11 protein-coding genes are annotated in these 14,071 nt (G+C 38.3%); 5 read left to right on the forward strand and 6 right to left on the reverse strand.

Features of this window, described 5'->3' with window-relative positions; genetic code table 11:
* The first annotated feature begins 273 nt into the window (after nt 1-273).
* From FRX97_RS04830 to FRX97_RS04850, 5 genes are all read left to right on the forward strand, one after another.
* On the forward strand, nt 274-1,614 hold the full coding sequence (locus FRX97_RS04830) for a sensor histidine kinase (protein ID WP_170227023.1): 1,341 nt from the start codon (nt 274-276) through the stop codon (nt 1,612-1,614).
* Nucleotides 1,615-1,760: 146 nt separating this feature from the next.
* A complete protein-coding gene (locus FRX97_RS04835) occupies nt 1,761-3,086 on the forward strand; it encodes a sensor histidine kinase (protein WP_147013979.1) in 1,326 nt (441 codons plus the stop codon).
* Nucleotides 3,087-3,220: 134 nt separating this feature from the next.
* Nucleotides 3,221-4,420: a GAF domain-containing sensor histidine kinase gene (locus FRX97_RS04840; RefSeq protein WP_147013981.1), complete on the forward strand. Its 1,200-nt coding sequence runs from the start codon at nt 3,221-3,223 to the stop codon at nt 4,418-4,420.
* 27 nt (nt 4,421-4,447) lie between these two features.
* A complete protein-coding gene (locus FRX97_RS04845) occupies nt 4,448-5,665 on the forward strand; it encodes a sensor histidine kinase (protein WP_147013983.1) in 1,218 nt (405 codons plus the stop codon).
* Between the two features lie 102 nt (nt 5,666-5,767).
* Nucleotides 5,768-5,959 carry a cold-shock protein gene (locus tag FRX97_RS04850; RefSeq protein ID WP_147013985.1) on the forward strand — a complete coding sequence of 64 codons (192 nt, stop codon included), beginning with the start codon at nt 5,768-5,770 and terminating at the stop codon, nt 5,957-5,959.
* 254 nt (nt 5,960-6,213) lie between these two features.
* Here the strand turns inward: FRX97_RS04850 and FRX97_RS04855 are convergent, their stop codons facing one another.
* From FRX97_RS04855 to surE, 6 genes are read right to left on the reverse strand one after another with little or no spacing between them, the layout of a single operon-like run.
* The gene (locus FRX97_RS04855) at nt 6,214-8,706 is read right to left on the reverse strand and encodes a DUF5916 domain-containing protein (RefSeq protein WP_170227024.1); all 2,493 of its coding nucleotides are present in this window, start codon (nt 8,704-8,706) and stop codon (nt 6,214-6,216) included.
* A gap of 47 nt (nt 8,707-8,753) precedes the next feature.
* Nucleotides 8,754-10,706: a ComEC/Rec2 family competence protein gene (locus FRX97_RS04860; protein ID WP_147013989.1), complete on the reverse strand. Its 1,953-nt coding sequence runs from the start codon at nt 10,704-10,706 to the stop codon at nt 8,754-8,756.
* Between the two features lie 13 nt (nt 10,707-10,719).
* Nucleotides 10,720-11,877, reverse strand: coding sequence for a SpoIID/LytB domain-containing protein (locus FRX97_RS04865; RefSeq protein ID WP_170227025.1), 1,158 nt, complete (start codon nt 11,875-11,877; stop codon nt 10,720-10,722).
* On the reverse strand, nt 11,852-12,967 hold the full coding sequence (lpxB, locus tag FRX97_RS04870) for a lipid-A-disaccharide synthase (RefSeq protein WP_223266565.1): 1,116 nt from the start codon (nt 12,965-12,967) through the stop codon (nt 11,852-11,854). The genes FRX97_RS04865 and lpxB overlap by 26 nt, the downstream gene beginning before the upstream one ends.
* The gene (locus FRX97_RS04875) at nt 12,967-13,269 is read right to left on the reverse strand and encodes a hypothetical protein (RefSeq protein ID WP_147013995.1); all 303 of its coding nucleotides are present in this window, start codon (nt 13,267-13,269) and stop codon (nt 12,967-12,969) included. Before FRX97_RS04875 ends, lpxB begins: the two co-directional genes overlap by 1 nt.
* Nucleotides 13,259-14,032, reverse strand: a complete 774-nt coding sequence (surE, locus tag FRX97_RS04880) for a 5'/3'-nucleotidase SurE (protein ID WP_147013997.1) — start codon at nt 14,030-14,032, stop codon at nt 13,259-13,261. Before surE ends, FRX97_RS04875 begins: the two co-directional genes overlap by 11 nt.
* Between the last annotated feature and the right edge of the window lie 39 nt (nt 14,033-14,071).

A 14,071-nucleotide genomic window follows, 5' to 3' on the forward strand; every position in this document is an offset into this window, starting at 1 on the left:
AATGCCAATTAAAGCAAACCAAATTCCAGACCAAGTCCATGCCAAAAACATAAACCGCTGGATTTCTGCTAGTTACGTTTTAACACTTCTTTGCTAAAATTTTCAAAATGAAAACAAATTTCAATTTGAAAAGTCGGGCGTAAACCTAATCACCCCTAAAACCACCCCTATTAAATGTTATTAATCGACTATAAATGCCTACTCATCCTATTTATCAGTCAATTGATTTGCTTTTCACGTCATTACTACAAACACCCCAACACAAATAGCCTAATGACGCTAAAGGACCTCATACCCAAAATTGAATTCAACAGGGACTATAAATCTAGCTCCGATAGAATAAATTCGTTTCTGCTTTCGGTAATAACTGGCACCTGTATTTTAATCAATGGGGTCGTCCTTCTTTTTACCTTTTATAGTGATACAGCTTCCATAATCCAAGCTGCTTTTACTTGCACCTTGGCTGGAATGATTCTATCCTTTTTATACAATCAGGGTAAAGCTTCCCAACGGATATTTGGGAAAAATTTCTTCATCGTTTTATGCAACTTATCCTTGGTAGTTATCAACCTGTTATTTGAAATAGAAGCAGGTTTCTTATTTTACTACTTAGCCATTGCCCCATTGTCGGTTGTCTTATTTAAACCGGGAAAAAAGGTTAGTTACTTTTATAGTGCTTTAACTGTGGCTTCCCTCGTATTTTCTCTAATCCTATATAGCTTTATTCCTCCCATTAGTTCGATACGTCCAGAAATTCTATACATCTTTCAATGGATCAACCCAATTTTCTCTACTTCCCTTCTTATTATTATCACCTTTAACAGTTCCCGTATTAAGTCGGAAATAATTTCAGATATAGAACGCAAAAACAAATTACTTACTGAGAGCATAGAAAGAGAGTTGTATTTAAAACTACAATTCAAATCACTAGATGAATTTGCCTCTATTGTGGCTCATGATTTAAAAGCACCATTGAGTAACCTCAAGTACCTAGTAGATCGATTTAAAAGTAGCATCCAAAATCAAGAGACTAACAAACTAGAGGGGCTAAACAACACTTTAGAAAGCTGCGTAAATAACGCCCAATCACTAATTGAAAGCATTCTTCATTATTCTAAAGCCAACCTGAAAAATGGCAAACTTGAACATTTTAAGTTAGTCGATTTATTTCTTGAGTTAGAAAATACGTTTAAAACAAAAGGCAAAATAAATTTCGATTCCAGCACGGCACCTAGCACAATTTTTGGGAATAAATTCCAAATCGAACAGGTATTACTAAACCTTATTGATAACGCCTTTCATCACGCTAAGTATGGAAATACAATAAAAATAACAGTAAAGGAATTAAATCAAGGTAGCTTGGTTTTTAAGGTTACCGACTTTGCAATTGGCAGCAATATTGAAACAACAAAGGAGGATGATAGCTTTGAATTTACACCAACTCCTCCCTCGGGTAGTCACCTAGGAATAGGACTCAGTATAGTTCGTAAACTCGTATTTCAAAACGGTGGAGAATTTGGTATGGAGACCACTTCATCAATTGGAAACATTTATTGGTTTTCTTGGCCTAAAAATCAAAAGCTAACGGTGGAAAAATTAGTGTTTTTAAATTGAGGCCTGGTTCTAATATCCCTATTGATTAATTTTTGTTTAATACTAGTTAGACGAAATGATTTAATCGGAGATTTTAATTTACCTATCTAATAAAAATAACAACAACCTCATTTTTACCGTACTTAAATTAAAAATTAAGTATAAAAATGGTCGCGAATCTAAAATCGACAAATTCGTATCAGGAAACAATAAAAATCCAACAGCAACTGCTTAACATTTTCATTGCTGCATGTATGTTAGTGAATAGTTTTGTGCTGCTTATTAGTTTGTTTGGATTCGAAAATTCACCTGGTCCATCGATCTTTACCTTATCCTTTATTTTGGCGGCATTTGCACTCTATTTAAACAACAGTGGGCATCGAAATCAAAACCTAGCCAAACATTACTTTTTAATTTTATGTAACCTCGCTTTGATTGGCTTTGTTTTAGCCTTTGGTCAGGAGGCTATGTTTCAAATCTATTTCTTAGCCATAAGCCAATTGGGGATTGTTTTGTTCAAAGGGAGTAGCATTTCAGCCCATTTTTACGTGGCGCTTTCTTTTGGTTCTTGGCTCTTCTCTGCAGTGATTACTCAAAATATAGCCCCACAGGTAGAGGTTTCGAACGAATATATATCGCGGTTTAATTATCTTAATTTAGTATTAGTCTTTGCATTATTGGTAATGATAATGGGCTTTACCAAACGCCTAACCTTAGGGTATATCAGAGAAATAAAAGATAAAAACCGAGAGCTTTCAGAGCAGTTAGACAGGGAAAAACAGCTGGTCAGTCAAAACAAAAATTTGGATGAATTTTCTGCTATTGTCACCCATGATTTAAAGGCACCACTGAGTAATCTTGAATATCTTTTTCAAAGATTAAAGAATAAAATGCCTCCTGAATTTAAAACAGGTGAGGAAGAATTGCTCAAACACATAAGCGGCTGTATGGGTAAAATGAAGAACTTAATATTTACTGTACTTAATTACTCTAAAGGAGAGCACGAAAACGTAAGTTTCTCTAAATACAAACTTGCAGATGCCCTTTTTGATGTTGACCTGTTACTTAAGGGAAAAGGAAATTTGAATATTGATCTTTCAACTGCTCCCAGCCATATATATGGCAACAAATTTCAATTAGAGCAGGTGCTTTTAAATTTGGTAGATAACGCCCTTAAGCACAGCTCCTCAAACAAAAGAAAGGTATTTATAAGTGCCACCGAATTGCAGACAGATTCTGTTTTATTTAGGATTTCAGATCATGGTAAACCAATGGATCCGCTTATCGCGAAGGACATTTTCAATTTTTTTCGAGGGTTCAGCAAAAACAAAAAGCATCATTTTGGAATAGGGCTTTCTATAGTAAGGAAATTGGTCATTCAAAATGGCGGGAAGTTTGGTATGGAATCTAACTCATCGGTCGGAAATACATTTTGGTTTACATGGCCTACTGAACAAAAGACCAACGTAGATCAACTAATACACTTAAACTAGTACTTTATCCTACTAATAAATTGGCTAGTCTGTTAGAATGTACCGTTAAGCGGTTATACATATTATGCTTGCATACTAATTGTAAATTGGATAATTACTGAAAATACCTCAGTAAATCACTTATCTCCAACACTATGAAAGCAGGATTAATTTTAGAATCCCCTTTCCCCTATCCCGAAAGCAATCTAGAACCCCTTGATATTCTCGAGACTACCGCCGAAAATGAATACGATGAAATCACCCGTTTGGCGTCAAAGTTATTTGGAACGCCGATTTCCATTATTAGTTTAATTGACGGTAGAAGACTCTGGTTTAAATCCAAAGTAGGCATCCGGGTAACCGAACTTCCATTGGAATACTCATTGTGTAAAACAACAATGAAGACTAAATCAAGAGTTTTTGTTGTTTGCGACGCTAGTAAAGACGAAAATTTAGCTTCTCATCCACTGGTTTCAGGTCCGCCTTATTTGAAGTTTTACGCCGGAGCAGCCTTAATCGACAAGGAAAAAAATAAACTGGGCACCATTTGTGTTATTGACAATCAGGCAAGAGAAGTTAATTATGAAGATGTAAAATGCTTGCAGATTTTATCCAAAAAAGTTGTGGAGCTTATTGAGCGCAGAAAAAAAGAAAAGCTCTTAAAAGAGGAGCTACGAAAAGTGGAGAATTTTGCAAAAACCATGGAACGATTTGCTCTTTCCACAGCACACGATTTAAGATCACCCTTACAAAACATGATTTCAATTTCTCAGTTTCTAGTTAACAACGGAGTTAAATTAGAACCAGAAAAGCAAATGGAGTTTTTGAGTCATATTTACCTCAACAGTAAAAACCTTTTGGAGTACATAAATGACTTACTAGACGCAAATACAGGTATTTCCGGTGGAATCAAAAACGAGTCAAAGGCCTTATCCATTCTAAAATTAGAGCATCAATTGCACAATCTGTATGGTGCCTTTCAGAAAGTACAAATAAAAGTTAAGGCCGACATAGAGATTATGCACCTGCGTGTTTTACCTTTTACTCAGATTATAAATAACCTTGTATCCAACTCCATTAAACACAGCTGCAAAAAAAATGAACTAAGTGTTATAAATCTGTCCATTAAGAGTTTTACCGATAAATATGAATTACACATCGAGGATAATGGTATTGGATTTAAGAATACACATAAATTGAATAGCACAACAGATTATGAAATAAACTCGGGAAGCAAAAAATTGGGATTAAGAATCGTAAACTTTTGGCTAAGTGAGTTAAATGCAAATATTGAATTTTACAACCATAGAAATGGCTCGGGAGTTTTACTGGTAGTACCCAGGATTGTCCCCTAAATCAAAACCCTCAAAAACGCTGAAAATATGAACCAAGCTTCTCCCCCTGTTCTCAAAGCCGAGATGGATAGATTAAATACCATAGCAGCCTACAATATCCTTGATACACTTGAGGAAGAGGATTACGATAACATAACAAAAATCGCCTCTGCTATTTGCGAAGCCCCCATCTCATTAATAACTATTGTTGATGAAAAAAGGCAATGGTTCAAGGCTAAAGTGGGAATTCCAGTTCGGGAAACTCCAATTGAATATTCAATTTGCGCACGTGCAATCGAAAGTGGAAAAGATTTTTATGTATTAAACAACGTTGAGGAACACCCAGATTTGAATGCTTTTTACAACGAGATTAACCAATTAGGCTTCAAGTATTACGCAGGAGTTCCACTCGTGAGTGAAAAAGGCATTCCTTTTGGTACGCTTTGCGTTATAGACAAGAAAACCAGAGAACTCACCGAAAATCAGATAGCAGCACTGAGAGTCCTTTCAAAGCAAGTACTAAATATGCTTGAAAGTAGAAGGCAAACTATCGCCCATGAGAAAACGATCTCAGATTTAACCCTTCAGAATGAGGCCCTTGAAAAATTTGCCATGCTTGCAGCCCATGACATAAAGTCTCCCTTGGCCAATATTGTTACCCTATCTGAGCTTTTGCTGTCCGACGCTCATATAGAAAAGGACGAAAACACAAGTGGATTAACTGGAATGATAAAATCTGCTTCGCACCAACTTTTTAATTACATCCAAGGTCTGATAGAATACAGCACTAGTGGTAACACTATTGATCAAGATCTGCATGTCTTTCACCTGAACGACATAAAAATGCACCTGAAATCCATTTATAAAACCTACCAAGACGCAGAGGTCGATTTCGATTTCCCTGAGGATAGAAAAATCACAAGTATTCGTGTGGTGATAGAGCAAATTCTAATTAACCTCATCACCAATTCAATTAAGTATTGCGATAAACCACAAGCAAAAATCCAAGTATCTTTCGAAGAGGATGAAAAAACCATGTTCTTTATTGTAAGTGACAATGGCCCCGGATTCCCAGATAATCTAAAGGAGTTAAGCGGACTTTTTACCACAGGTACTCGACAAGACCGCTACGGAAAACAAGGAAATGGTATTGGACTTGCCACGGTGAAAAAGTTGGCAGAGGGTCTTAAGGGAAATCTACTTTTAGTTAAAACCTCACCTGAAGGAAGTGTTATTCGAGTAAACATTCCGAAGTCCTTTTTATGATCATAATCCACTAACATGATATTCCTCTTTTTCTTAAAATAATTAGGTGGTTACGTAATTCGGGGGAGATTTAATATTACCTTCGTGCCATAATTAATTTCCATGAATAAGGGTACAGTAAAATTTTTCAATGAGTCTAAAGGATATGGATTCATTAAAGAAGATGCTTCTGAAAAGGAGTATTTCGTTCACATCTCAGGTCTAATCGACGAAATTAGAGAAGGAGATGCAGTAGAATTCGAATTAAAAGAAGGTCGTAAAGGTCTTAATGCTATAAGTGTTAAAGTGATTTAGTCTTAGTTATCGAATTTTTAAGGAAAAGGCTTCTGGAAACAGAAGCCTTTTTTTATGGCATAAACTCTGGGTGATGAAATTTATGCACGACAAATTTTTGAATCGGATTTAAGGAATGACATTCTTCTTCCCCAATGGTTAAACCACAGACAAGCTATTTGGGACCGCGTTTACCGACCAAAAACTTATCCGAACGAATACGTCATTAGTTTACCGAACAAGGATCCCATCCGTATTTCCTTTAAAAAATCCAATTAACCAATAGGGTTTGAATTGGAACGGAATTTCTTCCTCATGGTGTGATAATCAATAAAATACAAGATTTTAAAAGAGAAAGAATCAGACCTCGGAGCTCCAAGCATGTAATCTACATTCTCTCTATACGATTCAGCCAACTTATTTCTAGAGGCCAAAATTGCATCCTTCCATACCACACTTAATTCGCTACCCGGCAAGAAAACCCAAGTAAAAACAACGTCTATATTAAAGGCATTAAAGCTTGTATTGTGCAGCGATACACCCTCGCTATTTTTCCCCTGATATTCGGTTTCAAGCATTTCTCCTTTAGGCTGCAAGCTGAAAAATTCATGGTAATTCACCTCGCTCCAATAATGACGAACTCTTGCCGTTAACCCCATTCTGTTGGTAAAGATGTACCTAGCATTTAAGATTTGCTCGTGCACTCTTCTATCCCTTCTTGCAAAGTAAACCTCATTGGGATCGTAATCAACTGCATCAGAATTGCCAAGGCCATTAAACAAGGCATAACCATATTCATCCTGGTTTAATCTGTTATTGATTCTGTAAACGAATGAAAGCTGGTTATTAACCCTAACCCTAGGGCTAATATTTAAAGAGGTAGATGGACCTTGACGGAAAGCAAATAATTCCTGATTGAAATTTACATCTAGCGCAAATGTTTTGCGATAATCTGTGGAAATCCATCCCCTATATGATGTACTTGGTGGATTAATAAAAACATACCCCGACCTTCTTGGCTCGAAGTAATCATATTCGCCATATGGGCTACGCTCTACTCCCATACCAAAAGCATGGAAGTTTTTGGTAATAAAAAAACCACTCAATTCCGTTTCGAAACTCACAAAATTCTCGGGTCGATACAGGGCCTCTTGCCTAACACTTAAATTGATTCCAAATCTATTTAAGAACCACCAAGGTTTATATTGATTGAAGGATCCCCAAAACGACTTGCTAAAAGAATTGTTATTAAACAGAAAACCAAGGTCGTTTGGATCATAGGTATCGGACTCTAAGTAATAGGAGGCACCATAATTAAAGTTTCCTGAAATTTTAGAAATACCGATGTTATGCCTAAATCCTTCCGGATCTGTTAAGTTGGCTCCGTACTTTTTGTTAAAAGCACCTCCACCACTTACCCTTACGGTATTGGAGTTATCGCGAACATCGAATTCAGTTCCGATTACATTCGCGTCGTAGGTTCCACCGTTTCTTAATACGTTGGTATTGATTAAGGTTACATAACTGTTATTTCCCAAGTTTTGATCCAAAACCAAAACAGAAAAATTCGTTAATGGATCGGTTTGCACCTGACGTTGTTCTCCTTCGGCAGAGCGAATTACCGCGTAAGTTGGGGCAGAAACGGCATTAAATACCCCTACACCTAATCCCGATGTTGTTCGTCCAGAAACTTTCGTGGCATTCACCAGCTTACCATCACTAGGGTTGGAAATAACCTCCTCCCCTTCTTGTAACTCTTGGTAAGGTTTAGAAAAATTTATCGGCCTTCCCCCTATTCTCCTTGAATAAAATAATCCGCCCTTGTTAAATAATTCTGTTCCCTCCGTAAAAAATTGTCTACGCTCATTAAAGCGCACCTCAAATGGAGTAAGGTTTAACACCTGATTATCCGACTGAACCTGACCAAAATCCGGTATAAGCGTCATATCCAGAGTAAAGGCATCTGAAATTCCGTACTTAACATCCATCCCCCCGTTTACAGAGTATGTCTGCTCTCCGTTAAACGTATTGGCATAAGCAGACATGTATGGATACAACTGCAATCGAACTGGCGTTTCAATCTCTTCAATACCCTTCAGCAGTCCTGCTTGATTGAAGAAACCATTTACCTCTGGATTAATGGGGTTCCAAAAAGAAGTTTCTCGTATGCGACGGATATTGCGTACAAAATTTAAATGCCACTCCTGAACACTTTTGTCTGGAAAACGAAGTGCGCTGTATGGAATTTCCATCTCCACATACCAACCATCCTCTTTTATGGTTACTGCACTGTTCCATACCGCGTTCCAGGAAAAATCGTCTCCCATTGCCGACATTTTCGCATCTAACTGAACCCCTGCGGCGGTAACATAAAAACCAACTCCGTTAATTCCATCCTTATATGCATCTATGAAAACACCAAAATGGTCGGTATTGGCAAAGTCATCTCTTTGAGAAAGCTCACGTAAAATATTGTCCTTGCCGTCTTCCTTTAGGTAGGCACCTATGAATAGAGATTCGCTATTGTAGAGGATTTTAACCTCAGTTTCTCGGTTGGCAGGATTCCCTGGATCTGGATCTCGAGTGATAAAGCCGGTAAAAATTGGGGCCGACTGCCATTCAGATTCATTTAGTTCACCATCTACTTTAATTAACCCCTCAGTTAAGGTTGCATAACCTTCTTTTTGATTTTCATTTATCGCCTGAACGACGAAGCTTAAAAAAGTAAATATAACTAGGAAAAATACTCCTCCGGAACGCAATCTCAAACCCAAAAATTTGGTGCAAATGTCCAGCTTTTTTGCCGTAAAAAAAGTTAAAGTTGGACGAAAAAGCCTTGTCGTTCCTTGTGTTGCAGATCTATATCGAAATTTAATCCCTGCTTGTATAGCCAATCAGCATACCCTGCACCCAAACCGGGACCCAGAAACATAGTTTTCGGATCTATTTCGTTCAGGCAGCCTACGTCCCAAATTGGCTCGGTTAAAATGATGGTTTCTGGTTTTTTATCCTTCCTTGGCACGTATATGTTTTGAGCATTGAACACTGAGATTCGATTGTTCAGAAGGGCTAAATCCACAAACCCTGGATGTTGATAAACCTTGAAGTCATCCAAACCCAATATGGATAAGGACTTTTGGTAATCACCAATCTTTGTTTCCGAGTTTGATTTCCATACCCAGCCATATTTAGGAGAGGCCACTATTAAATCCCTCCCCGATTTCAAAATTGCCCAGGTTGCCTTTTCTGAAGATATGGGAATGAACATGGCTAGCAAACACAGACGCCATCCCCACCTATACAAAGCCTTTGAACCGTAGCAGGAAGCCGTTAAAAATATCAGTCCAACCAAAGAAAATACCAACTCATATATGCCAAAACTATGGGTAACCATAGAGGCATGAGGTAAACCTGCCACAAAGCTTACGAACTCATTTAAAAGCTCCACTAAAAAACCTATGCCACTGACCAAAACACCGCTAAGCCAGGGGAAAATCAGAAAGGAAATATTGCATATGGCTCCTACCCATACTAATAGGGTAACCAATGGTATCGCCACCAGATTTGCAAGTAAAAAATAGGTGGGAAATTGTCCGAAATAGAAGAGTGCCAAAATACCCGTACTAATTTGGGCTGCTATTGAGACCGCCATTAAATCCCATATAAACCTCCAAGGCTTAAATCTCCACGTAATTAACGCCGAGATATGGGGGTATAAAAGCAGGATACCCAGTATGGCTGTAAAGCTCATTTGAAACCCGATTTCGAATATGATAAGTGGATTATTAATAATGAGTACTAGCGCCGCTGCAGCAAGAACATTATAAATGGAAGCTTGCCGAGCAATTTTCTTAGACACAGCCAAAAATGAAAACATTACTGCTGCTCGTTGCACCGACGGGCTGAATCCGGTTACCAAAGCATAAGTCCATATTACTGCCAACAACATGGCTAATTTGTAATAAGAAAAGGTATTTTTATTCTTTAGTCGGAGCAGCACCACAGCTATCAGATATACAATCCCCAAGTGCAAACCACTTACTGCAAGTACATGCATAACTCCTGCAGTGGAAAAATTACCCTGGATCTTACGATCTAATTCACTTTTATCTCCAAAAATTAAAGCACTCGCTATTCCTAGCTCATGGGTATCTAAACCGTATTTTTTGTATTTCCGCTTCAAATAGCTCGCAATTTTAAAAGCTAGCTTATTTAAATTGAAGGACGCAGAAGAAACAACCTGAAAATCACCTCCAGATTGGATAAACGCTTGGTAATAAATTCCATAGCGGGCGAGATAACTTGCGTAGCAAAATTGACCGGGAATTGGATTATCTACCAGGGGTTTAAACTTATTTTTAACCAATATTAAATCACCAGGGAATACATCAACTTTTATGCTATCTGCCGGTATATATAATTCCATACCATTGGTAGAATGAAGATCTTTAACCCAAAGACGCGCATACTTTTCTCCAAACCGCACTTTTTGGATCTCTACTTTCGAATAAGGATTTAATAAATCTCCCCTTTCTTGTTGCTTAATTTTATGGTCGCAGAGCACGAAAACCAGGCAAAAAGTAAGAAGGTAAGTAAAGGCGAAGGACCAGTATTGTCTTTTGAGTTTATCTAAAAAAAGCAAAGCGAGGACGCAGACAAAGGCCAGTAATATGACGGGAAGTGTAGCGTTAAAAATAAAAACTCGACATACAACTGCCAGAATAGCTACAAGAGTAACGCGTAAAAAGGGGACTGTGGTAGGGTTCACCCCTTTAAGTTAGCTATTTATATTTTTTATAAAAAGCTACCCGGTTTTTATCTACGATGTACACGTTTTCGTAATAGAAATGTAGGATATCGGAAAAACTCTCTTTATCGGATCTTGCCATCGCTCCTTCTTGGCAAAGGCCCACCCCATGACCAAAACCGGTACCAATTATGGTTACAATGCCATCTTTTTCAACAACAGAAAAGTTGGTGGAGCGCAGTCTCCAGTCTTCCCTTATGGTTCGAACTGGAATTCTAAATCCAGGGTTTAAAAACCATTTACCTCTATACTGGGGATGCCAGTTTTTTGCATTGTAGGCATGGATGGTATCGTGAATGGGGAAGTTGAATTTTTGCTTTAAGTACCCCAACCATTGATCTGACTCAAGCGCAAAGGTCCAGCTCCAGTGCGGCATATTTTCGCAAAGCGAATCTAATTTCGATCGTAAATAATTTATCGAACCTCTCCAGTAATCCTCACTGTTTAAGGTTTGCCCACCACAATTGCTATGAAATACTGCTTCTATAAACCTTAGGTTACTGTCTACCAGCACCTTTCCCTGAGTTTCGCCTAGTGCCTCGTGGATATAACTTTTTGCCCTTGCCTTACCATGGTACACTTGACAATGGGTTTGATCGCATAAATTAAATCCTTCGGTAATATGTTTGTTGATGTTGCTAAGTGCAAAGGTTCTACAAATAATTCCCTGAACCTTGTAGTATTCTTTGTTTTGGTCCACTCCCGACTCGGCTTGTACCACGCCAGCAACATATTCCTCTAGCGCTACCTCGTTTAGTAGTTTAAGTCCTTTTAATGTATACTCTACCCGTATATTTCCTCCATACCACTGTTCTAGTTTTTTCGGATTTTCTGGCAACACCTTTAACAGACTACTTGACACCGACGCACGGATACGAAGTGTTCGGTGTAGTCCAAAATCTTGCTTAGCCCCTTGGACATGAAATGCACCTTCTTTTTTGGTAATCCTTAGCCAATCTCCAGGAGCAATAGAAACATTTAAGTCTTTTCCCTCAACGGTATAAACCGCTCCGTCTGGATTAATGAGAACTTGCTGAAGACTACTCCGATTATAAATAGAAATAAGTAAGGTATCATCTGCCCACAGTAAATGGGTTAGAAATACACTAATTAAGCAGATGTAAAATTTCATTCGCGGCATTGGCTGATGCTCCTTCTCCTCCTAGTTTTTCCCTCAACTCCTCGTAATTGTTGAGCAAAGATTGGCGGTAGTCCTCCTTTAAAAGGTTGCTAAAATACTGCTCTAATTGATACGGTGTAAAGTCGTTTTGTATCAATTCTTTAACCACCTCCCTGTTCAAAACCAAATTAACGAGGCTTATGTATGGGATTTTAACCAGTCGTTTCGCTATTTGATAGGAAATATTCCCGCCTTTGTAGCAAACTACCTGGGGTACTTTAAATAACGCCGTTTCTAAAGTGGCAGTACCCGATGTAACAATTGCTGCATAAGAATGCTCAAGCAATCCATAGGTATCTCTTACCGCTTCAATTGGAGAATTTTGGGTGTATTGCGCATAAAATTCGTCTTCCTGAGAGGGTGCCTTAGCTAATACAAAAAGGTATTCTGGGTATTTTTTCTGAAGCGTTAAAAATTCGGGAAGCATTCTTTCAATTTCTTGCTTTCTACTTCCAGGTAAAACAGCTATGATCTTTTTATCGGAATCCAAATTCCATTTGGCCCGGAATTCAGCCTCCACGCCAGGGTTTCTACTAGCAATAGCATCAAGAAGTGGATGTCCAACAAAAGTGGCCTCCATATTGTGCTTGGCATAAAAATCCACCTCAAAGGGCAGGATGCAAAGCATTTTATCCACTGTGGTTTTTAACTTTTTTACTCTTCCTTCTTTCCAAGCCCATACCTGTGGTGATATGTAATACACCACCTTAATCCCGCGCTCTTTGGCCCAACTTGCGATACGCATATTAAAGCCGGGGTAATCAACTAGAATTATTAAATCGGGATTAAAATCTGATATCCAGCCTTTTACAAGCTTAAAATTTTTGGCTATAGTTCTGATATTGGCTATTACTTCGGCAAAGCCCATGAAAGCCATGGTTTTGTAGTGCTTCAAAATTTCAACACCTTGTTGCTCCATCAGCTCCCCGCCCAAACCTCTAAACTGAAGTTTTTCGCTTTGCTTATTTAAAGCCTTTACCAGGTTTGATGCATGTAAGTCTCCCGAAGCCTCACCAGCGATTATAAAAATCTTTTCCCCCACTATACAACGTAGTTTATCAGCAACACGAAGGCAGCTAAAATGGTGGCAAAGATAACTCCATATGCATGTCTAAATTTACCCTTCCGGATAAATAAAAAGAAGGGAATGAGGTTAAATACCAGGGACAACTTTATCAGGTTAGCTTGCAACCCCTCTACTGCGGTAGCTTGCTGTAAAAAGTAAAGCGGAGCTTCTCCCCTTTGTATGCTGTATACTACCGAAATTGCAATTAATGCCACAAGAGGGCACACAATGCCCATTACAAAACCTATCCAGAAATGCTTTGAAAAATTAGATCTCATAATTCCAGGTGTTTAGATTTGAAATTTCGTGATGTGCGGTTAAATCAAATTGAGTAGGAACTACGGACACATAATTGTTATTCAATGCCCATATATCGGTATCGGTCCCCTTGTCTTTCCCTTCAAAAACTCCAGTAAGCCAATAGTATTCTTTTCCGGACGGATCCAATCGCTTTTCGAAACTATCGCTCCAATGTGCTTCTGCCTGTCTACAAATTTTAATTCCTTTCAATTCGCTGGCTGGCACATCTGGAAAATTAACGTTAAGGCAAGTTTTATGTGGGAAATCTTCCTTTAACGCGTTCTCACACAGCTTTTTAATATAAGCACCTAAACCTGTAAAGTCAAGGTCGTACTGATAATTGGCATGAGAAAAACCAAGAGAAGGAACTCCCTCCATGGCACCTTCTACCGCTGCAGACATGGTTCCAGAATAAATAACATTAATGGAGTTATTTGCACCGTGATTAATTCCACTAAGAATTAAATCGGGTTTGCGTGGCAAAACATGTGCAATTGCCAACTTAACACAATCTACGGGTGTCCCAGAACACATAAAAGCCTTTTTTACCTTTTTGTAGTAATCGGTAGGATGTAATCGAACAATATTTCCCACCGTAATGGCGTGTCCCATTCCACTCTGTGGTTTATCTGGAGCAACAACGTATACATCGCCCAATTCTTCGGCTACGGAAATAAGTGCCTTAATTCCTGGTGCAAAAATTCCATCGTCGTTGGTAACTAATATTAAAGGTCTGGCCATGTTGCTTTGCTTTTGCCTCAAAAATCATAATTTCCGAAC

This window comes from Luteibaculum oceani, assembly GCF_007995015.1.
Lineage (GTDB): Bacteria > Bacteroidota > Bacteroidia > Flavobacteriales_D > Luteibaculaceae > Luteibaculum > Luteibaculum oceani.

Excerpts from the sequence above, each read along its gene's own strand:
- FRX97_RS04830 (WP_170227023.1), top strand. The coding sequence starts at position 274 with ATGACGCTAAAGGACCTCATACCCAAAATTGAATTCAACAGGGACTAT.
- FRX97_RS04835 (WP_147013979.1), top strand. The coding sequence starts at position 1,761 with ATGGTCGCGAATCTAAAATCGACAAATTCGTATCAGGAAACAATAAAA.
- FRX97_RS04840 (WP_147013981.1), top strand. The coding sequence starts at position 3,221 with ATGAAAGCAGGATTAATTTTAGAATCCCCTTTCCCCTATCCCGAAAGC.
- FRX97_RS04845 (WP_147013983.1), top strand. The coding sequence starts at position 4,448 with ATGAACCAAGCTTCTCCCCCTGTTCTCAAAGCCGAGATGGATAGATTA.
- FRX97_RS04850 (WP_147013985.1), top strand. The coding sequence starts at position 5,768 with ATGAATAAGGGTACAGTAAAATTTTTCAATGAGTCTAAAGGATATGGA.
- FRX97_RS04865 (WP_170227025.1), bottom strand. The coding sequence starts at position 11,877 with ATGAAATTTTACATCTGCTTAATTAGTGTATTTCTAACCCATTTACTG.
- FRX97_RS04875 (WP_147013995.1), bottom strand. The coding sequence starts at position 13,269 with ATGAGATCTAATTTTTCAAAGCATTTCTGGATAGGTTTTGTAATGGGC.
- surE (WP_147013997.1), bottom strand. The coding sequence starts at position 14,032 with ATGGCCAGACCTTTAATATTAGTTACCAACGACGATGGAATTTTTGCA.